Consider the following 21083-nt stretch of genomic DNA (forward strand, 5'->3'; position numbering starts at 1 on the left):
GCTCTAACTATTTGTTTCAACGCACATCTTATCCGAAAACCGTTTCACACTTTTCGGGATGTGCTGTAACGGCCAGGGCATATCATGGATACTGTAGCACTTCTCGCCAGCGGTTTGATGGTGGCGCTGGAACCGTCGAACCTTCTTTATGCGCTGATCGGCGTTACGCTTGGTACAGCGGTCGGCGTTCTGCCGGGTATCGGACCGGCTCTCACCGTGGCGCTTCTCTTACCGGTGACCTACAAGCTGGACCCTTCGGGCTCGCTCATCATGTTCGCCGGTATTTATTACGGCGGCATGTACGGCGGATCGACCACGTCCATTCTTCTGAATACGCCAGGTGAAAGCGCCTCCATCGTCACGGCGCTCGAAGGCAACAAAATGGCAAGAGCCGGGCGCGGCGGTCCCGCCTTGGCCACAGCGGCCATAGGCTCTTTCGTTGCCGGTCTCATCGCCACACTGGCGCTCGCCTTCGTTGCCCCATGGGTGGTGAAATTCGCGCTGTCTTTCGGTCCCTCTGAATATTTCGCGCTGATGCTGCTGGCCTTCATGACCGTTTCGGCGGCCTTCGGTGATTCAACCCTTCGCGGCCTCACATCGCTGTTCATCGGCCTTGCGCTTGGCCTGATCGGTATTGATCAGCTGACCGGGCAGGCTCGCCTTGTCATGGGCACGCCGAACCTGCTCGACGGCATCAATGTCACGACACTTGCCGTGGCGCTGTTTGCCATCGGTGAAACGCTGGCAGTGGTATCGAAGAAGCTCGGTCCCGATGATGAAGTCATAGCGGTCAAGGGCTCGGTCTGGATGACCAAAAACGACTGGAAACGCTCATGGATGCCGTGGTTGCGCGGCACGGCCATCGGTTTTCCGATTGGCGCCATGCCCGCGGGCGGCGCCGATGTGTCGAGCTTCCTGTCCTATTCGGCGGAGCGGCAGTTCTCCAAACATCCGGAAGAGTTCGGCAAGGGTGCAATTGAAGGCGTTGCCGGGCCAGAAGCCGCCAACAACGCGTCAGCTGCCGGTACGCTTGTGCCGCTTCTGACGCTCGGTCTGCCGACCACCGCGACAGCAGCGATCATGCTGGCGGGTTTCCAGCAGTTCGGCTTGCAGCCGGGACCGCTTCTCTTCGTGACCAATGCCTCACTGGTCTGGGGACTGGTGGCAAGCTTGCTCGTCGCCAATCTGATGCTGCTTATCTTGAACCTGCCGCTGATCGGCCTTTGGGTGAAGATGCTCACCATTCCGCGTCATTGGCTCTATGCCGGCATTCTGGTGTTCGCGACACTCGGCACGATTGGCGCCAATGCCTCTACGTCGATGTTGTTCGGGCTGCCAGTCTCGTTCGAACTGGGCCTGTTGCTGGCATTCGGCCTTCTCGGCTATGTGCTGCGACGCTTTTCCTATCCGATTGCGCCGGTGGTCGTTGGCCTGATCCTCGGACCGATGGCAGAAAAGAGCTTGCGTCAGGCGTTGCAGATCAGCCAGGGCAATCCAATGGCGCTTGTCCATTCGTGGGTGTCGATTGTGCTGATCGCGCTCGCAATCGCCGCGGTCGTGGTTCCGATGATTATGCGCCAGCGCGGCAAGGGTGCTCTTCTGGCACAAATGGCAACCGACGAAGACTGATGAAAACAAAACAGCCCCGGTTTTGCCGGGGCTGTCCATAACGCGGATACTAACTACTCTTTACGCGAATATTATCCGTGGATTTCGCGGAACTGCTTTGCATTGATGCCAAGCGTCTCAAGGTCTTTCGCAGCAGGCTGATGACCGACCCGCATAGCAGCAGAAGCGCGGACTGCGCTACCGAATTGCGCGAATGCACGACCGAAACGATTGTTAAAACGGGCAAACATTTTCATCTCCATTACGGACAGTTTCTTCGTCCGTGATTGTTAAATGGCGATGGAACAGCGCGTTTTGAATAGAATTCCTTGCATGCCTGCCATGCAGCAAGCGCATGTGATGGCTATCGCGGTCAGGCGATGGCCGTTTCATTTCCGATATCGGCTTTCATGCGATTGCGGCCAATCGGCAGCATCATCGGTCGCCCGGAAGTGGGATCGGTGATGATGCGACTTTCCAGTCCAAATACATCTGAAACCGTCTTTTCGGTTAGCACATCGTGCGGCGCGCCAGAGACATGCAGGCGACCGTCGTTCATCGCAACCAGAAAATCAGCATAACGGGCAGCGAGATTGAGATCGTGCAGCACCATGACGATGGTCGTTCCACGTTCCCGGTTCAGGTCGGTCAGAAGATCAAGAACCTCGACCTGATGGGCGATATCGAGAAAGGTCGTCGGTTCGTCAAGCAACAGAACTTCCGTCTGTTGCGCCAAGGCCATCGCAATCCAGACGCGCTGGCGCTGGCCGCCGGAAAGCTCATCAACGGGTCGTTCGGCGAGCGATGCGGTTTGGGTCGCGTTCAGCGCTGCGGCGACGGCCTCATCGTCTTCACGCGTCCAGCGCGCAAACATTTTCTGATGCGGATTACGGCCACGACTGACAAGGTCGGCAACGGTGATGCCCTCTGGCGCAATAGGCGATTGCGGGAGCAGGCCCAGGGTTTGCGCCAGTTCGCGAGACGGGATTTTGTGAATGGATTTTCCGTCCAGAAGCACCTGTCCCTTTCGCGGTGCAAGCAGTCGCGACATGGTGCGCAACAATGTGGACTTGCCACAGGCATTCGCGCCGACGATCACCGTGATCTTGCCGGATGGGACTTCGAGGTCGAGACCATCCAGAATGAGCGTATCGTCATAGCCCGACGACAGCTGGTTTACGGTGAGAGTGTGTGTGGTCATAGCGAACCTCCGGTCCGGTTGACGCGTATGATGAGGAATATCAGATAAGGAGCGCCGAGCGCGCCAGTGACGACACCCACCGGATATCGGCTGGGCAGCAGGAATTGTCCGCAATAGTCTCCGACCAACACGAGTGCAGCCCCAATAAGTGCAGAGGGGATCAGCAGCGAGCCTTTATTGCCGATGATGCGCGCAGCAATTGGTCCGGACAAAAAAGCGACGAATGAAATCGGTCCCGTTACCGCCGTCGCGAAGGAAATCATGCCAACGGCTGCGATGATGACGATGATGCGGGTTGTGGCGACATGCGTGCCAAGTGCTGCGGCAGTATCGTCGCCAAGCCGGAGCGCCTCCAGATCGCGGCTGCGGCTCATTAATAGCCCGCCGAAAACGCAAAGGGCCACAAGCAGCGGCAGTGTCTGGTCCAGACGGGCACCGTTGACGCTGCCCGTCAGCCAGCGCATCGCTTCCTGAAGGTTCCACGCCGGGGCGCTGGAGAGGATATAGGCGATGAAGCTTTCCAGCATGGCGGAAACGCCGATGCCGACAAGGATCAGCCGCGTGCCCGCAACACCATTTCGAAATGACAGGCCATAGACCAGCAAGGCGACACCCAAGCCTGCAACAACTGCGAAGATGGAAACGGCCGGGCCGCTCATGGAAAGCACGACAATGGCGAAGACGGCTGCAGCACTCGCCCCTGAACTGATCCCGATAATGTCAGGGCTTGCCAGCGGATTGCGCAGCATGATCTGAAAGGCAACGCCACCCAGCCCGAAGCTCAACCCGGCCAGAACCGCCAGCACGGCGCGGGGCAGGCGTAGTTGACCGACTGTGAAGCTTGCACCCTGAACGTGGTCGCCGAGCAATACGCGTACCACGTCGGATGGTGGCGTAAAGGACTGGCCGAGCATCAGAGTCAGCGCGAAAAACGCAGCCAGCAGCACTAGCAACAGGGCAATGATGGCGGTGCGCTTTCGAGCGCGCAGGCGGCGGTTCTGCGCAATGGTGGCTGCTGTGGGCGATAACATGGTCACAGCTCCCGCACCCGCTGACGCCGCACGATCCAGATGAAGAACGGTGCGCCGACAAAAGCCGTGACAATGCCGACATCGAGTTCCGCCGGTCGGGCAATAAGGCGACCAACCACATCTGCGCCAACCAGCAGGCATGCGCCGATCAGTGCGGAAAAGGGCAGGAGCCAGCGGTGATCGACGCCGACAAGCAGACGACAAAGATGCGGGACAATCAGGCCGACAAAGCCGATGGGGCCGCAAATGGCGGTTGTCGCGCCGCATAGAAGTATGGCGCCGAGCGCCGCCATGGCGCGCGCGAAGGCGACGTTTTCGCCAAGGCCTGCGGCAAGTTCGTCGCCGAGCGCCAGTGAATTCAGCTTGCGCGCCGATAGAAGGCTGATGAGAAAGCCGACAGCGAGAAAGGGTAGCACATGGGAAATTCGGTCGAATGTTGCTCCGCCGACGCCGCCGATCTGCCAGGAGCGGATACCGCCTGCAATGTCGTTGCGCGGGAGTACGACGGCGATCACCATCGATGAAAATGCGACGGATGTGGCCGCACCCGCGAGCGCAAGCTTGAGCGGTGTCGCGCCACCGCGACCGAGCGAGCCGATGGTGTAAACAAAGGCCGCGGCACATCCCGCACCGAGAACGGCCGCCCAGATAAAGGCCTGCGACGAAGCGATGTTAAACCATGCGACGCCAATGACCACGGCAAGGGAAGCGCCCATATTGACGCCCAATATGCCCGGATCGGCGAGCGGATTGCGTGTCACGCCCTGCATGACGGCCCCGGCAAGCCCAAGCGCTGCGCCAGCTACCAATGCAAGAAAGGTGCGCGGAATGCGCAGCGAAACTGCCGCCTGACCGATTGAATCAACCTGACCGCCAAGCGCCGCAAGAATGTCGGCCCAGCTAACGTCGCGGGTTCCGAGCGAGACCGACAGGAAGCAAAGCAGTGCAAGACAGGCGATGACGACTGCCAGCCACAGCGCTCTTGTGCGATGTGACCTGCCGAATTGCGGTGTGTAAGGGGCAGTCTGGCTGCTGTCGGCTGTCATTTCGTCTTGTGAGCCGCCTGTGCAAGCAAGGCGACATAGTCCTTCAGCACCCATGATATGGAGAGCGGGGTAGGGTTTGCAGCCGTGCCAAGCGGGTTTCTGCCCAGCATGACGATGGCATTATGGGTAACCACCGGCATTTTAGCCATCAGCGGATTGCTCTTCATGGCGTCGTACAGCTCCTGGCTGCCATAGGTGACGACGATGTCCACATCGTCGAATGCATCGATATGTTCGGCGCTGATCGAGCCGGAAAACTGGCCGGGCTTGGATGCATCGACAACGCTCTTGGGGGATTTCAACCCGAGATCGTTGAAGAACCGCACCCGCGTATCGTTCGTCGTATAGAAATTGATCGTGCTGAGGTTCGTTGCATCGAGATGGGTGACGAACATCGCCGACTTGCCCTTCAGATGTGGGTAGGTGGCTACGGCATCGGCAATTTCACCGTCGATTTTCTTGATCAGCGCCTCGCCTTCGGCAGCCATGCCCATGCCTGCGCTGTTGAGGCGGATCATGTCGCGCCAGTCTGTGGACCATGGCGCTTCGGGATAGGCCACGACCGGAGCGATCTGGCTCAGCGTATCGTAATCCGACTGGCTCAAACCGGAATAGGAAGCGAGGATGACATCAGGTTTGGTTTCCGCCACGGCTTCAAAGTCGATGCCGTCACCTTCATCGAACAGGACTGGCTTTTCCGCGCCCAGTTCTTTCAGTCGTTCTTCAACCCATGGTAACAGGCCATCGCCATTGTCATCGCCAAAATTTGCGGCGGCGAAACCAACCGGCACCACGCCCAGAGCCAGCGGCACTTCATGGTTCGCCCAGGCGACGCTCGCTATCCGCTTCGGCTTTTCGGTAATGGTCGTTGTGCCGAAAGCATGTTTGATCACAATGGGGTAGGCCTGGCTATCGTCGGCGGAGGCCGAACCGGTCGCGGCTAATGCCACGCCCATTGCAAACAACATCGATGCGACGAACATCAGCGGCGAACGAATGAACCACGACATGAGGCGCATTCTCCTTGCTTTCAGGTGCTTTAAAAGTGGCCTTTCACTCTCAGGTTAAATATACGCAGTCAAGTGCGATGCTGGGGGCTTGGCCGGAGCTGTATGAAATATCCGTGGCTTTTTACAAAAAAGCAGATTTCTACAATACTGGACAACTGCTCTCAAGTTAATGCGGATTTGAGGGTATTGAGGTTCAGATTCCCGGTCGGCTGAATGGGGACGTTTTCAACGGTTCAGCCAGGCAGAGCTTCTGACAACATCCCAAAATCTAAGCAACGCTGATGGCCCTGGTGGCCGACGATTATCGCATAACCGGATTCTGGAACGTGAGCATGGACATCGCAAAGACACTTGATAACAGCAGGCAAACCAGAATCCTTTACCGCAACGCCGCCTTGTTGGGCTGTACTGCGCTGGCGCTCATCATGCCGGGCATGGCCTCCGCTCAGGATGCAGCCGAGACATCGGGCTCTGCGACTGTTCTCCAGACCATTACCGTCGACGGCACGGGTGGAAGCGACGACGATTCCAAGTCCATCGTTGCACGCAAAACGACAATCGCCGGCAAGATCCCGGCTGAAATTCTCGATACGCCAGCTTCGGTTTCCGTGATCACGGCGAAGGAAATTCAGGACCGCAACGCACAGACCGTTGAGCAGGTCTTGCAATATACGTCTGGCGTCAACACCGACTTCTACGGTTCTGACGATCGCTTCGACTATTTCAAGATCCGAGGTTTCGACGCTTACACCTATCGCGATGGACTGGTTGTCGGCTCGCCATTCGGCGGTATCCGCGAGGAACCTTTCGCCTATGAACGTGTGGAAGTTCTGAAAGGATCGAACTCGTCCGGCTTTGGCGTTGCGCAGCCCGGTGGTGCGGTGAACTATGTGACCAAGCGCCCGAAAAGCGAACGTTTCGGGGAAGCCTATATCACCGGCGGTTCGTATGAGCACAAGGAAGTCGGCCTTGATTTTGGCGACAACATCACCAAGGATGACACGCTTTCCTATCGCTTCACGGGCAAGTTGCAGGACGCCAATGCCGAGTATGACTATTCGCGCAATGACGATAAATTCGTCATGGGCGGTCTGACCTGGCGGCCTGATGCTGCAACCAGCCTGACCGTGATTTACGATCATCTGTACAAGAACGGCACCCCCGGCAGCGGCGGACAACCCATTGGTACGGATTTCAGCCGGAGTCGCTTTTTTGGCGAACCGGACTATAATTTCCGCGGCACGAAGCGAAACGCGCTGAGCGCCATGTTCGACCATGACTTCGGCAATGGTCTGAGCTTCAGCTCGAATGCACGCTACAGCAAGACGGACAGCGATTTCGGCTATGCCTATATCGGCGGTACACCGACCGACGGTTCGACGATCGCGGATCGCTATTTCTTCGGTAACGAAAGCTCCAACGAGCAGTTCATCATCGACTCGCATTTTCTCTATGAGGCCAATTTCGACAATGTCGAAAGCCGCACATTGGTTGGCCTTGAGTACAATAATTACAAGTCGAGCAACGCCACCTCGTGGGGGGCGGCACCCGGCATCGACTGGACTAACCCAGTTTATACCGGCGGCCCGCTTTCAACCGCGCCCTATACGAGCACGCGGGACAAGCAGAAGACCACGGGGCTGTATCTTCAGCAGGATGTCGTCTTGTACGACAAGCTGATCTTCTCTGTGGGACTGCGCAATGACTGGCTCGACCTCACCGAAGAAAACCGGCTCACAAGTGTTACCGATAAAGGTGATCACAGCGATTTCAGCAAGCGCTTCGGTCTGACATATCGCATAACCGATGAGGTCGCGACCTATGCCAGCTATGCGGAGTCCGTTGCGCCTGCCGATGTTGGCGTCGAACCCACAACTGGCAAGCAGTATGAAATCGGCGTCAAATATCAGCCGGATGCTTTCCCTGCATTGTTCAGCGCGGCGATCTACGATCTGACCAAGGAAAACTTCACCGTCTATGACAGCGTGACCTATCTGCCTTCGAGTGTCGAGAAAGTGCGGCATCGCGGCGTTGAACTTGAAGCGAAGGCGGAAGTCGCGCGCAACATCAACGTGATCGCGGCCTATAGCTATATCGACTCTAAGATCGAAGAGCCGGGCGGTATTTACGACGGCAATCGCCTTGCCATGGTTCCAGAGCACATGGCGTCCATCTGGGGCACCTATACGCTGGAAGGCAACGGGCCGCGGGGCGACATGACCTTCGGTGTGGGCGCGCGTTACATCAGCTCGTATTATCTGGGCAATGCGAACAACCCGACACCAAAAATCGGCATGGGTGAGTCCAGCGTCGTGGTTGATGCGTCGTTCAGCTACAATATCAAGGAAAACACCACGCTTCAGGTGAATGCGAGCAATCTGTTCGATGAAAAGCATGTCGCCAATGGCGGTTCCGGTGCGTATTTCTACAATCCGGGCCGCGAGATCACAGCAACGCTTCGTCAGACCTGGTAAAAATCTGGCCCCATCCGATAATATTCGGGTGGGGCTTCATAGCGCGCTGATCCGATATCAGTCAGACCGGCGCTGCTGCAAACGACGCCATGCGGCAGGCGTTTCGCCGACAATCTGCCGGAACGCCTTGGTGAGATGCGCCTGATCGGTAAAGCCAAGTTGCGCAGCAACGCCTGCAACCGTTACATCTCCATTGCCGGTCAATAAATCCTGCGCCAGATCGATGCGTTTGCCGAGCTGCCATTGCAGCGGCGTCTTTCCGGTTGTCTGCTTGAAGACGTTGGAAAACCAGCTTTCGGAGAGGCCTACAGTTGAGGCCATTTCTGCAACGCTGAGCCGTCCGTCGCTGCAGGCATTAAAACGGGCATGAAGCTTGTTCATCTGCGCTTGGGTCAGACGACCGTAGCCCTGGCTGTTCTCGTCACCCCCAATGTCGAGAAGACCGGCCAGAATGCTGCCGACAAGGCTTTCTGCGAAAAGCGCATGTTTCGATGGGTTTGACGTTTCATCCACCAGCAGTCTGGCCAACGTCTCAACGGCCCCGATATCCTGAATTTCCGCAGGACTTCGCAACGCCGCCATTGCAGCGGAAGTGCCGACAGCCGGTGTCAGGAACTTGAGTAGCCGGTCTTTATGAAAATGCAGGTTCAGATGCGAGAAACGGTGCATCGAAACAGTCTGCGTCCAAAGCGGCAACCCGGCAGGCAAATAGATCGCACGCATCATCGGGCGAAAATGCTGTTTCAGCGCGCTTTGCGTGTTGGATATGCTGATGTTCGACGACACATCGTTGAAAAAGATCATGATGCGCGGATCGTCAGACAGGAAATAACCTGTCGCGCCGGTCTGGCTTTCTGCTTCCCAAAACGCGCTGACCAGACCGTCGAACACACGCCATTTGACCGGGGCGACCACCCGAATGCCTTCTGCGTGCCAGGTCATGGAATGCCAGAAGCTCAATGCCGGAGCCGTCCTTTCGGGGAGATCGGAAGGATATCCCACAGTCAGGCATATCCCCGTTTAATATGAGGATGATTATCATGTTTTTACATCATGGCAAGCCGATATTCAAACCTGCCATGATGGGAACTGACCGCAGCGGTCGCGAAGCGGCTATTGCACGGGGTTTTCTTCGACCAGTGCAGCAGTGGGGTCCGACGTCGCGACGGCTGGCGGACCTTCCACGCCACGCTGGCGTTCGCGAATGAATGTGAACATGCCGGAGATGACGATCAACACGATACCGATCAGCATCGCCGTGTCGATATGATCGTGGAAAACGAAGTATCCAAACAGGATCGCCCAGATCATCTGGCTATACTGCGGCGAGGCAATCGCGCTGGCGGGGGCATGATTGGCAGCCAGCATGAGCAGGATATTGGCAAGTGCTGCGAGCAGGCCATATCCGGCGAGATAGACCCACTGCATCGTATCGGGAGCCTGATAGGTCGGCACCATCAGCGCGCCGCAAATCACGATGGGGCCGACAAGCCCACTCGTATAAAGCGAGATGCGCTTTTCGTTTTTACCCATCACACGGAAAATGATGATGCCAACCGCGCCGCCCATGCCGCCAGCAAGTGCGCCGAGATGACCGATGGATAATTCACGGAAACCGGGGCGGAGCACCACCAGAACGCCTGCAAAGCCGATGGCAACTGCCAGCCAGCGCCGCCAGCCGACCTGTTCCTTGAGGAAAACGACGGACAATATGGTGACGAATGCAGGCAGCAGGAAAATCAGCGCAAAGGCTTCGGCCATGGAAAGATGCGTAAAGGCCGTCACGCTGCCCACCACACCCATGGTGGCCGTGACCGTGCGCAGGAGCCACATTTTCACATTTGTGGTTCGAAACATATCGAGCCAGGTGTCGCTGGCTTTCTTGGTGAATGGTACAGCAAGCAAACCAAGTACAGCGCCAAAAAAGGCTGTTTCATAAGGAGACAGCGAGCCGTCAATAAACTTGACGCAGGCATCGCTGATGGCGAATGCGGCATAGGAAGCAAACGCGAGGAAAATTCCGTAAAGCATGGCAATGTCCGTAAAGACGGGTCCGAAAGCGTGGAGGCCGAAAGAGAGGGGAGGAGGCTCTTTCCCGATCTAATCGATTGGAGGCGCGTTGGCAAAAGACATTTTAGTAAAAATCGACGTCGCGCCAGTATAAATTGAGAGGTGCGATTTCGCCTTTTTCAAGGCTTTGAGCTCTCACGAAAACGCATGCCTCATTTGCAATCATATCCGTGGTGGAAATTTAGACAAACGCCTATTTGAGCATCATCCAAACGAGGAGAGAGCAAATGAACATTCGTCAGAAATTCCAACAGTATGTATCCCGTCGCCGTGCAGTTCGTGAACTCGGTGCAATGGACGACCATCTTCTTGCCGACATCGGTGTTTCGCGTTCGCAGATCCAGAGCGCCGTATTCGGTCGATAAGTGCGTATGGAGCGTCTTTCGAAGGATCGCCCCGTAAGTAAAATCGAAATAAAGTGACAAAGCGTCGGTCTCCAGTCCCGGCGCTTTTGCTTTTTTAGCTATGCCGAAAATAGTATTTTAGCATTTTCAGTTACGTTCAGCGCTTTCTCGCTGGCAATCTTTTCCACCCTTCTATTGAAATATTAGCATTCTCATACGGGCACAGACATGTCGCGCGGGCGTCATTTCATTATACGAGCTGATCTATTTTCGCCGATTTTTTCGAGATTCATTTGCATTTGGGACAATTCTGATCCCGTTTTGAGACAACTATGAATTGTTTCCTGCGCAGTCCTTCATATACTCAATCTCGCGGGGGCTGATGACGAAGAGCATATCACAGTCAAGATGTTCAGGCTTTGAGTGTTTCTTCATCGTCGCTCTCTTTTCAGAGCTATGACTATTCAAGCGATTGTTACAGCGGCTTTGCCGTAATATTGTGAGAAAATAACTATACTGAGACTGGCATCCTTGCGCATCGGGCGATCAGATTGCTAACTGATCGCCCGATGACATTTAAGCTCGCAGGACGATAGGGCTCGCAAGATGATAGATCTTTTATGGCGCGGTATCCTGATCGGGATCGGCGCAACAATCGTGATGGACATTTGGGCAATTGTGCTGGCTGCCATGCCGGGACAGTCGCTTCCAAACTGGGGCAGGGTTGGCCGCTGGTTCTGGTATCTGCGTGAAGGCCAGATTTTCCATGATGACATCGGCAACGCTGCGCCCTACCGACACGAGGTCGCGCTTGGCTGGATCGGGCACTATGTTGTCGGTATTCTCTACGGCGTGATTTTCGCATTTTACGGCGGTGCGGCGTGGTTTGAGAATCCCGTCTTTCTTCCCGTCTGGATCTTTGGCATACTAACCGTCGCGGCCGGTTGGTTTCTGTTGCAGCCGGGACTGGGAATCGGTTGGGCAGCATCTCGTTTGCCGAATGCGCGACATGTCCGTATTATGAACCTAGTGGCGCACACGTTTTTCGCGCTCGGCATGTATGCGACTGGGCTGTTGCTGAAAAGCGTTTTCTAATCAGTATGTTGATAGATACGCCCGCCCTTCGGGTGGGCGCTTTTTTTGAAGCTCTTTCAAATATTTCCCCGCAAATGGGGAACTGGCGTCGGCGGGCAAGTCAGTCCACACTCCATCAAGTCAATAAATAGGCATTCTCAAGGCAGAATTGTGTACAGATCGCGGTAGGGAACTGTGCTTTGTCTGCAATGAGGTGTAAGGGGAACCAGTCCGTCCGCGCAAAATGCGGCGGCGTCTAACATTTTGGCAATCCCATAGGGTTGCTCCATTCTGCATTCCGTGGCGGCACAGCAGATCTGTCCGTGGCGGAATTGGCGTGGGCACCCGAGAAACGGGCCTACTTGCCTCGGAGGAACGATGCTCGAAAAGCTGTTCAAGTTACAGGAACACGGCACAAACGCGCGGACTGAAATCATCGCTGGCGTGACGACCTTCCTGACGATGTCCTACATCATCTTCGTCAACCCGGATATCCTGTCCACCACGGGCATGGATAAAAGCGCGGTCTTTGTGGCGACCTGTCTCGCCGCTGCGCTCGGCTCGATCATCATGGCGCTTGTCGCCAACTGGCCGATCGGCATGGCGCCCGGCATGGGCCTCAACGCATTCTTCGCGTTCACGGTCGTTGGAGCCATGGGCTTCAGCTGGCAGCAGGCGCTCGGAGCTGTTTTCATTTCCGGCGTCATCTTCCTCCTTCTGACAGTAACGGGTATCCGCCGCTGGCTGGTGGAAGGCATTCCGCATTCGCTTCGAAGTGCGATTGCAGCCGGTATCGGTATGTTTCTGGCGCTCATTGGCCTGAAAACCGCAGGCGTGGTGGTCGGCAATGAAGCAACGCTTGTCGGCCTTGGCGATCTGACCAAAGCCGGTACGCTGCTTGCTATTGCCGGTTTCTTCATCATCGCGGTTCTGGATGCGCTCAAGGTTCGTGGTTCGATCCTGATCGGCATTCTGGTTATTACGATTGCGTCGATTGCGCTTGGCATCAGCCAGTTCAATGGCGTGTTCTCCGCGCCGCCAAGCCTTGCACCGACCTTTCTGCAGCTCGACGTTATGGGCGCGCTCCATACCGGCATTCTGCACGTGATCCTGGTTTTCGTGCTGGTTGAAGTGTTCGACGCCACAGGCACGCTGATCGGCGTCGCCAAGCGTGGCGGCCTGATCGAACCGGGCAAGCCGAACCGTCTCGGTCGCGCGCTCTTTGCCGACAGCACGGCCATTCTCGGCGGTTCGCTGCTGGGCACCTCGTCCACGACAGCTTATGTCGAAAGCGCTTCTGGCGTGCAGGCAGGCGGTCGCACCGGTCTTACGGCATTCGTCGTAGCGGTGTTATTCCTTGCTGCCCTGTTCATTTCGCCGCTAGCCGGTTCGGTGCCTGCTTATGCAACCGCACCAGCGCTGATCTATGTGGCTTGCCTCATGATGCGCGAACTGACTGAAATCGATTGGCACGACATTACGGAAGCAACGCCTGCGGCGCTTACCGCACTGGCCATTCCGCTGACCTATTCGATTGCTAACGGTCTTGCCTTCGGCTTCATCAGCTACGTCGTGCTCAAAGCCTTCACGGGCAAGGCACGCGAGGTTCACCTCGCAACCTGGCTGGTCGCAGCCCTGTTCGTGATCCGCTTCGCATTCTTCGCAGAATAGTCTTGTAACGCCGGGCGTTCGCGCCCGGCGTATTTTCCGATGTTAGATGAGGAGAGAGCCTTTGCAGTCGAACGATCTGAAGCTTCTGGAACGACTGATTGAAGTCCTTGAGAATGATATCATCCCGTTGACGGAAAAGGGCGTTGCCGCTGGCAACAAGATTTTCGGCGCAGCACTTTTGCAAAAATCCGATCTCTCGCTCGTCCTGGCCGAAACCAATAATGAGACGGAAAACCCGCTTTGGCACGGAGAAGTGCACACGCTGAAGCGCTTTTACGAAATGCCGGAAAAGGGCAGACCAAACACCAAGGATATGGTGTTCTTTTCCACCCATGAGCCATGCTCGATGTGCCTTTCGGCCATCACCTGGAGCGGCTTCGACAATTTCTATTATCTGTTCAGCCATGAAGATTCGCGCGATGCGTTTTCCATCCCGCACGATCTGAAAATTCTCAAAGAAGTCTTCACGCTGGAGCCGGGCGGCTATAATCGCGACAATGCCTTCTGGCATAGCCATTCTTTGCCCAAGCTGGTCGCAGCTTTGCCGGAACCGGATCGTTCGCGGCTTGAAAAGCGCCTTGATGCCATTCGCGCCAAATATGATGCGATGTCCGGCGCCTATCAGTCCCAGAAGGATGGCAACGCCATCCCCCTCAATTGAGCCACATTATTTTAACTGAAGCTTGACAGGTCGACGGGTTACGCCGCACATCGCTCGTGTTGCGTGATCCGTTTAGTTTTTGCGAAGATTGTTTGACTTCGCATGCCGATGCCAGCGCGTCGGCGAGCCTGTGAGGATATTGATGCTGCGTATGATTGTTATGGGCGTTTCGGGGTCCGGAAAGTCCACTGTCGGCGAGAAGATTGCTGCCGAATTGCAGTTGCCCTTTCTGGAAGGGGATTCGCTGCACCCAAAGGCCAATGTCGATAAAATGTCGGCGGGTATTCCGCTTCAGGACGAAGATCGCTGGCCTTGGCTGGACAAGATTGGTGAGCACCTTGCCGCAGCAAATGATGGCATTGTCGTCTCCTGTTCGGCGCTGAAAGCAGTCTATCGTGACCGTTTGCGCGCCGCTGCCGGAGCGCCGGTTATGATCATTTTTCTCGACGGTACTTTTGAAGTTCTCCACGAGCATATGGGCCACCGTACAGGCCATTTCATGCCGGTCGCCATGCTCGAAAGCCAGATCGCAACGCTGGAAAGCCCGGTGGGCGAGCCGCTTGTTTTCCGGGCCGACGTAGCCGACCCGATTGAGAAGATTGTGGCGGAAAGCCTCGCCTGGATCCGCGCTCAGAAGCTCTGACAGAGTTTATTTCAACGGCCAGAAGAACATCAATGTCGGCACAGTCACGATGGCGATGATGATGGAGAGTGGCAGTCCAAGACGTGGATAGTCGCTGAATTTGTAACCGCCCGGTCCCATGACCAGTGTGTTGCACTGGTGGCCGATAGGGGTGAGGAAATCACACCCTGCGCCGATCGCCACAGCCATCAGGAAAGCTTCCGGCTTGAAACCAAGGCCGGAGGCGAAGCTGGTTGCAATCGGAGCCATGACCAGAACCGTTGCGGCATTGTTGAGAAACGGCGTCACCATCATTGCGGCGACGAGGATCAGCGCCAGCGCACCGGCGGGCGGCAACTGGTGGCCTATGGAGGCGAGCGCTTCGGCTATCAGATCAGTGCCGCCTGTGGTTCTAAGCGCGTCCGACACCGGTATCAGCGCCGCCAGCATCACCAGAATAGGGCCGTCAATCTCGTCATAGACTTCGTTGAGCGGGATGACCTTGAAAAGCAGCATCGCAACTGCGGCTGCGAAAAACGCCACGGCGACCGGTACGATGCTCAAAGCCGTCGCGCCAATGGCAACAATTAGAATTGCCAGCGGTATGAGGCTCTTGCGAACATTTCCGAGCATCAGCTTGCGCCGCGCCAAAGGCAAAAGCTCGAATTCCGGCAGGAAGGTGGATAGGCTGGCCTGTCTGCCCTGAAGCACCAGCACATCGCCGAACCGCAGGCGCACTTCGCTCAAGCGCTCGGTAATGCGTTCGCCGGGGCGGCTGACGGCGAGAAGATTGACGTCATAGCGCGCATAAAGCTCCAGCCGCTGCGCTGACAGATCGACAAGATGGGAATTCTTGCCGATGACAGCCTCTACCACTTCGATATCGGTAGAGCCGCTTGTGTCTTTTGGGTCGCGATTTTCGGACAGGGTCAGCTTTCCGGCGCTGACGACTGTATCGAGCGCTTTCGGGTCGCCTTCCAGCATGACGATATCGTCTTCGGCAAGCACCGTGTCGGGCAGAGGCGTGATGCGCCCTTCCTTGCGGATAATGGCCGTGACCATGGCTTCGCCTTCGGCAGGGCGGATAAGTTCGGATATTTGTTTGCCAACCAGCGGAGAGGATTTTGAAACGCGGGCTTCGGAAGCGTAGTTCTTGATCTTGATTGCTTCGTTGAGAGAAACGTTTTCACGGGTACGCTGTGGCACCAGCCAGTAGAAGCAAACGAGATAGACAAGACCGACAGCCGCAAGCACCGCGCCGACCGGCGTGAAGTCGAACATGGTGAAAGGTTCGCCGACCATTTCGCCGCGAATGCGTGAAACGACGATGTTGGGCGAAGTGCCAACCTGCGTCATCAATCCGCCGAGCAGCGCGCCAAAGGCCATCGGCATCAGAAATGTCGAGGGCGAGACATTGGAGCGGCGGGCAAACTGAAAGGCGACCGGGATCATGATCGCCAGCGCGCCGACATTTTTTACGAAGGCGGAGAGCACCGTCACGATGGCGACCAGAACGGCCAACTGTAATCGAACGCTGTTCATTTCCGGCAGGAACCGCTGTACGGCGAGCTGCATCAAGCCGGAGCGAGCAACACCCGCACTGACCACCAATGCGCTGCCCACAATGATGACGATGTCATCGCTAAAGCCAGTAAACGCTTTATCAAAGGGAACGACACCAACCGCGATGCCAAGCAAAAGCGCGCAAAGCGCCACGACGTCGTATCGAAACTTGCCCCAGATAAATGCCCCCATCATAAGTACGATCACAGAGAAGGATAGTATCTGTTGATGAGTCATTCAGTACGCGTTCCCAGAAATGAGAAAATTATTCCGTTTCTGTGTAACGCATAAAATTTCAAACGGAAATTGATTATTCAGGGCGGTGTAAATATCGCGCGCCGCAGAAAATAAGTGGCCTTGCGCTCTGGTTGTAGAGCGCAAGGCTGTTTCAATCAATCGCCGATACGGCGGCCATTCGCGTCGAAAAGATGCACGTTCTGCGCAGAAGCACCGACCTTCACAACTTCATCAATCGTGTGGCTGGAACGACCGGCCACGCGGAAGACCAGCGGTTTGCCATCCGACAGAGAGCCATGGATGAAGCTTTCCGCGCCGACAAGCTCAATCGCATCGATGCGCACATCGGCATTGAAACCGTCAGCTGCCGGTTCTCCGGCATTGAGGATGCGCATGTCTTCAGGACGCACACCGAGCGTGAACGTGCCCGACTGGACGCTGATGGCGCTTCCTGGCTGCCAGACTGTGCTTGCACCGCCTTCGAGCAGGTTCATCGACGGAGAGCCGATGAAGGTCGCAACAAAGGTCGAGGCAGGCTTTTCGTAAAGCTCGATAGGCGTGCCGACCTGCTCGATATTTCCGGCATTCAACACCACGAGACGATCAGCCATGGTCATGGCTTCCATCTGGTCGTGGGTCACATAAACACTGGTCGTGCCGAGCGAACGCTGCAAGCGCTTGATCTCGACGCGCATTTGCACGCGCAGCTTGGCATCAAGATTGGAAAGTGGTTCATCGAACAGGAAAGCCGCCGGTTCGCGCACAATAGCGCGACCCATGGCGACGCGCTGGCGCTGGCCGCCCGAAAGCTGGCGCGGCTTGCGGTCGAGGAATTGTTCGATTTCCAGCGCCTTGGCGGCCTTGCCGATACGGCGTTCGATTTCGTCTTTCGGTGTTTTACGGTTTTTCAGGCCATAAGCGAGGTTGTCGCGCACCGTCATATGCGGATAGAGCGCATAGTTCTGAAACACCATGGCGATGTCGCGCTCTGCTGGCTCGACATCGTTGACCACCCGGTCGCCAATGGCAATCGTACCGCCGGTGATGCTTTCCAGACCGGCAATCATGCGCAGAAGCGTGGATTTTCCGCAGCCCGATGGGCCAACGAGAACGACGAATTCACCATCCTGAATATCCAGTGAAACGCCTTTGATGACTTCAATACCGCCGCCATAGCTCTTGCGGACATTATCAAGAACGATCTTGCTCATTATTTTTCCGTTTCCACGAGACCTTTGACGAACCAGCGCTGCATCAGCACGACAACGAGGATCGGCGGGATGATGGCCAGAATTGCCGTTACCATGACATAGTTCCACGGGGTGGAAGCGTCGGCCCAATCGACCATGCGGCGCAGGCCGATGATGATGGTGTTCATTTTCGCATCATTGGTAACGAGCAGAGGCCAGAGATATTGGGTCCATCCGTAAATGAAGAGAATGACGAAGAGCGCCGCGATATTCGTCTTCGACAAGGGCAGGAGGATGTCGCGCATGAAGCGGAACGGTCCTGCATTGTCGATACGGGCGGCTTCGACCAGTTCTCCCGGAATGGTGAGGAAGAACTGCCGGAACAGGAATGTCGCGGTTGCAGATGCCATCAGGGGCAGTGTCAGCCCCGCATAGGTATCAATCAGCCCGAGATCCACGATGACCTTATAGGTGGGCAGGATGCGCACTTCGACCGGCAGCATCAGCGTCACAAAAATCATCCAGAAGAAGAACATGCGCAGCGGAAAGCGGAAGAAGACAATCGCGAAGGCCGACATGAACGAGATGATGATCTTGCCGACGGCAATCGCCATTGCCACGACAAACGAGTTCCACAACAGCCTTTCAAGGCTGACGCCGACAACGCGCTCCACACCGCCGAATATGGCTTCGTTGTAGTTCTCGACAAGATGATTGCCGGGCAGAAGCGAGATTGGCGGACGGATGATTTCCGACGAACTCATCGTCGAGGCGACGAAGGTATAATAAATCGGAAAGGCGACGATGATGATCCCGATGATCAGGATCAGGTGGCCGATCAGATTGGAGATGGGGCGTTTTTCGATCATGGCCGCCTCGCTCAAGAATAATGCACGCGCTTCTCAACGAAGCGGAACTGGAAAGCAGTCAGGGCGATGACGATGGCCATCAGGATGACCGATTGGGCAGACGACGAGCCGAGGTTCAGATTGACGAAGCCGTCATTGTAAACCTTGTAGACCAGCGTTTCCGTTGCCTTGGCAGGGCCGCCCCCCGTGACGGCGTGGATGATGCCGAACGTGTCGAAGAAGGCATAGGTCGTGTTGACCACCAGCAGGAAGAACGAGGTGGGGGCCAGCAACGGAAACACAATGGTCCAGAAGCGCCGCGCACCGCGCGCGCCGTCAATGGCTGCCGCTTCGATTAACGACTTAGGAATTGCCTGCAAGCCCGCGACAAAAAACAGGAAATTGTAGGAAATCTGTTTCCATGCAGCGGCGAAAACAACGAGGCCCATGGCCTGATTGCCGTCGAGAAGCGGATCCCAAGCGACGCCGTTGCGGCGCAGGATATAGGCAAGTGTGCCCATGGCCGGGTTGAACATGAACAGCCAGAGCATACCGGCGACGGCAGGCGCCACGGCATAGGGCCAGATCAACAACGTGCGATAAAGGGTCTTGCCGCGTATGACGCGGTCGGCCGCAGTCGCCAGCAACAAGGCAGCGCCCATGGCCACAAAAGCCGTCAGGACGTTGAAAACAATCGTGACCCTGAAGGAATGCAGATAATTAGGGTCCGAAAGAACCGCGCTGAAATTTGCCAGTCCTACGAAGGTGGATTTCAGGCCAAATGCGTCTTCACGCATGAAGGACTGATAGATGGCCTGACTGGCGGGCCAGAAGAAGAATACCAGCGTCAATGCAATCTGCGGCGCCAGCAGGAAATAGGGTAAAAACTTGTTGGGGAACGTGACTTTCTGCACGGGCGATTTCCTTGCAGGAAACAAAGCCGCCCACTCGATTATGAGCAGGCGGCATTGCTTGATTTAAAACTTATTGCGCGGCTGCGATCGCTTCGTTTCCGCGCTTGACGGCGTTTTCGAGCGCGGTCTTCGCGTCCTGCTTGCCGCCGAGCATGGCTTCGAACTCTTCGTTCAGGATATCACGCACCTGCGGCAGGTTGACGAGGCGCACGCCCTTGGAGTTTTCGGTCGGCTCCTTGCCCATCATCTGAAGGATCGGCGTTTCGCGACCCGGATTCTTTTCATAGAAATCCGACTTCTTGGTTTCTTCGTACGCGGCCAGCGTTACAGGCAGATAGCCAGACTTCTCATGCAGCTTGACCTGAATCTTGGTCTGCGACAGGAAGTTGAAGAACTGTGCAATACCCTTGTACTGATCGTCGCTGAGACCAGCGAAAACCCAAAGCGCCGCACCGCCGGGGATGGTGTTCTGCGGGCCGTGACCTTCGTAATAAGGCAACTGGCCGATACCGTAATTGATGCCGGATTTGACCACATCGCCGAGACCGCCGGACGATTCCGTCAGCATCGCGCATTCACCGGACGTGAAGAGCTGCTTTGCTTCCGAGGTGCGTCCGCCGTAGCGGAATGCGCCATCCTTGGCGAGATCGGCAATCGACTGGAAATGCTGGATGTAAAGCGGGGAATTGATTTCCAGCTTCACATCGGTGCCGCCAAGGCCATTTTCGTTGGTGCCGTAAGGAACGTTGTTCCAGGCTGCGAAGTTTTCGGTCTGGATCCAGGTCAGCCAGGTCGAGGTGAAGCCGCACGGGGCCGCACCGCTCGTCTTGATTTTCTTGGCCGCTTCAAACACTTCAGGCCAGGTCTTCGGCGGATTGTTTTCATCCAGACCAGCCTTCTTGAAGGCATCCTTGTTGTAATAGAGGATCGGCGACGAGGAATTATACGGGAAGGACAGCATCGTGCCGTCCGGCTTGGAATAATAGGCGACGATACCCGGCAGGTACTGCGACTTGTCGAACTTGAAGCCGCCCTTTTCCAGCACTTCGGCTGCCGGAACCACAGCGCCTTCAGCGCCCATCATCACGCCGCTGCCAGCGTCGAAGACCTGAAGAATTGCCGGCGGCTGCTTGGAACGGAACGCGGCGATGCCTGCATTCAACGTTTCAGGGTAGCTGCCCTTGTAAACCGGGACGATCTTGTAATCGCTCTGGCTTTCATTGAACTCCTTGGTGAGTTCGTTGATCATTTCGTTATTGGCGCCCGTCATGCCGTGCCACCAGGACAATTCGGTCTGGGCAAATGCCTGCGAACCGATGGAAAGAGCAAGTACGCCTGTGAGCGCGGAAGTCGTGATCAGACGGGTAAGCATGTTTCCTCCTCATGCTGAGTGGCTGCATTCAGGCTTAGCCGATCCCGGCGTGTCCGCTTTGCGCAACCCTGTTTTTATGTAGCGCTTATATGAATGCAATTTTTTGTGAAGGATCAACCTTCGATTTTCCCAATGCCAGAGTAAACT

At 56.2% G+C, this 21083-nt stretch carries 19 protein-coding genes; 7 read left to right on the forward strand and 12 right to left on the reverse strand.

All coding sequences use genetic code 11. From position 1 onward, the window contains the following. Positions 1–84: 84 nt before the first annotated feature. Positions 85–1629, forward strand: coding sequence for a tripartite tricarboxylate transporter permease (locus tag FHW03_RS06320; RefSeq protein ID WP_182519846.1), 1545 nt, complete (start codon positions 85–87; stop codon positions 1627–1629). A 71-nt stretch (positions 1630–1700) separates the two neighbouring features. Here FHW03_RS06320 and FHW03_RS06325 read toward each other — a convergent pair whose 3' ends face one another. The 5 genes from FHW03_RS06325 to FHW03_RS06345 all read right to left on the reverse strand — a co-directional run bounded on the left by FHW03_RS06325 (position 1701) and on the right by FHW03_RS06345 (position 5842). After that, positions 1701–1859, reverse strand: a complete 159-nt coding sequence (locus tag FHW03_RS06325; RefSeq protein WP_182519847.1) for a hypothetical protein — start codon at positions 1857–1859, stop codon at positions 1701–1703. A gap of 122 nt (positions 1860–1981) precedes the next feature. After that, the gene (locus FHW03_RS06330; protein ID WP_182519848.1) at positions 1982–2809 is read right to left on the reverse strand and encodes an ABC transporter ATP-binding protein; all 828 of its coding nucleotides are present in this window, start codon (positions 2807–2809) and stop codon (positions 1982–1984) included. Further along, positions 2806–3840 carry an iron ABC transporter permease gene (locus FHW03_RS06335; protein WP_182519849.1) on the reverse strand — a complete coding sequence of 345 codons (1035 nt, stop codon included), beginning with the start codon at positions 3838–3840 and terminating at the stop codon, positions 2806–2808. Before FHW03_RS06335 ends, FHW03_RS06330 begins: the two co-directional genes overlap by 4 nt. Positions 3841–3842: 2 nt before the next feature. Beyond that, positions 3843–4886, reverse strand: coding sequence for an iron ABC transporter permease (locus tag FHW03_RS06340; RefSeq protein WP_182519850.1), 1044 nt, complete (start codon positions 4884–4886; stop codon positions 3843–3845). After that, positions 4883–5842 (reverse strand): iron-siderophore ABC transporter substrate-binding protein, encoded by a 960-nt coding sequence (locus FHW03_RS06345; RefSeq protein ID WP_377514365.1) that lies wholly within the window; start codon positions 5840–5842, stop codon positions 4883–4885. The genes FHW03_RS06340 and FHW03_RS06345 overlap by 4 nt, the downstream gene beginning before the upstream one ends. A 386-nt stretch (positions 5843–6228) precedes the next feature. On the opposite strand from FHW03_RS06345, the gene FHW03_RS06350 reads away from it, so the two are divergent. Further along, on the forward strand, positions 6229–8370 hold the full coding sequence (locus FHW03_RS06350) for a TonB-dependent siderophore receptor (RefSeq protein ID WP_182519852.1): 2142 nt from the start codon (positions 6229–6231) through the stop codon (positions 8368–8370). Between the two features lie 57 nt (positions 8371–8427). Here the strand turns inward: FHW03_RS06350 and FHW03_RS06355 are convergent, their stop codons facing one another. Next, positions 8428–9330, reverse strand: coding sequence for an AraC family transcriptional regulator (locus tag FHW03_RS06355; protein WP_210277201.1), 903 nt, complete (start codon positions 9328–9330; stop codon positions 8428–8430). Between the two features lie 153 nt (positions 9331–9483). Further along, complete coding sequence (locus tag FHW03_RS06360; RefSeq protein ID WP_182519854.1) at positions 9484–10401, reverse strand: DMT family transporter; 918 nt, start codon at positions 10399–10401, stop codon at positions 9484–9486. Positions 10402–10667: 266 nt separating this feature from the next. Between FHW03_RS06360 and FHW03_RS06365 the strand changes: the two genes are divergently transcribed. The 5 genes from FHW03_RS06365 to FHW03_RS06385 all read left to right on the forward strand — a co-directional run bounded on the left by FHW03_RS06365 (position 10668) and on the right by FHW03_RS06385 (position 14833). Then, positions 10668–10805 (forward strand): DUF1127 domain-containing protein, encoded by a 138-nt coding sequence (locus tag FHW03_RS06365; RefSeq protein ID WP_078336882.1) that lies wholly within the window; start codon positions 10668–10670, stop codon positions 10803–10805. A gap of 585 nt (positions 10806–11390) precedes the next feature. Continuing rightward, a complete protein-coding gene (locus tag FHW03_RS06370; protein ID WP_182519855.1) occupies positions 11391–11879 on the forward strand; it encodes a DUF2938 domain-containing protein in 489 nt (162 codons plus the stop codon). 357 nt (positions 11880–12236) lie between these two features. Further along, positions 12237–13529, forward strand: coding sequence for an NCS2 family permease (locus FHW03_RS06375; protein ID WP_182519856.1), 1293 nt, complete (start codon positions 12237–12239; stop codon positions 13527–13529). A 46-nt stretch (positions 13530–13575) separates the two neighbouring features. Then, positions 13576–14190: a deaminase gene (locus tag FHW03_RS06380; RefSeq protein WP_377514264.1), complete on the forward strand. Its 615-nt coding sequence runs from the start codon at positions 13576–13578 to the stop codon at positions 14188–14190. A gap of 142 nt (positions 14191–14332) precedes the next feature. Then, entirely contained in the window at positions 14333–14833 is a 501-nt protein-coding gene (locus FHW03_RS06385) for a gluconokinase (protein WP_182519858.1), read from the forward strand. A 6-nt stretch (positions 14834–14839) separates the two neighbouring features. Here FHW03_RS06385 and FHW03_RS06390 read toward each other — a convergent pair whose 3' ends face one another. The 5 genes from FHW03_RS06390 to ugpB all read right to left on the reverse strand — a co-directional run bounded on the left by FHW03_RS06390 (position 14840) and on the right by ugpB (position 20936). Continuing rightward, on the reverse strand, positions 14840–16612 hold the full coding sequence (locus tag FHW03_RS06390; RefSeq protein WP_182519859.1) for an SLC13 family permease: 1773 nt from the start codon (positions 16610–16612) through the stop codon (positions 14840–14842). Positions 16613–16767: 155 nt separating this feature from the next. Then, positions 16768–17823 (reverse strand): sn-glycerol-3-phosphate import ATP-binding protein UgpC, encoded by a 1056-nt coding sequence (locus tag FHW03_RS06395; RefSeq protein ID WP_182519860.1) that lies wholly within the window; start codon positions 17821–17823, stop codon positions 16768–16770. Next, entirely contained in the window at positions 17823–18671 is an 849-nt protein-coding gene (gene ugpE / locus FHW03_RS06400) for a sn-glycerol-3-phosphate ABC transporter permease UgpE (RefSeq protein WP_182519861.1), read from the reverse strand. Before ugpE ends, FHW03_RS06395 begins: the two co-directional genes overlap by 1 nt. Positions 18672–18682: 11 nt before the next feature. Next, a complete protein-coding gene (ugpA, locus tag FHW03_RS06405) occupies positions 18683–19564 on the reverse strand; it encodes a sn-glycerol-3-phosphate ABC transporter permease UgpA (protein WP_182519862.1) in 882 nt (293 codons plus the stop codon). 70 nt (positions 19565–19634) lie between these two features. Continuing rightward, on the reverse strand, positions 19635–20936 hold the full coding sequence (gene ugpB, locus FHW03_RS06410; RefSeq protein ID WP_078336891.1) for a sn-glycerol-3-phosphate ABC transporter substrate-binding protein UgpB: 1302 nt from the start codon (positions 20934–20936) through the stop codon (positions 19635–19637). Between the last annotated feature and the right edge of the window lie 147 nt (positions 20937–21083).

It is taken from the genome of Ochrobactrum sp. RH2CCR150 (genome assembly GCA_014138095.1).
GTDB lineage: Bacteria > Pseudomonadota > Alphaproteobacteria > Rhizobiales > Rhizobiaceae > Brucella > Brucella gambitense.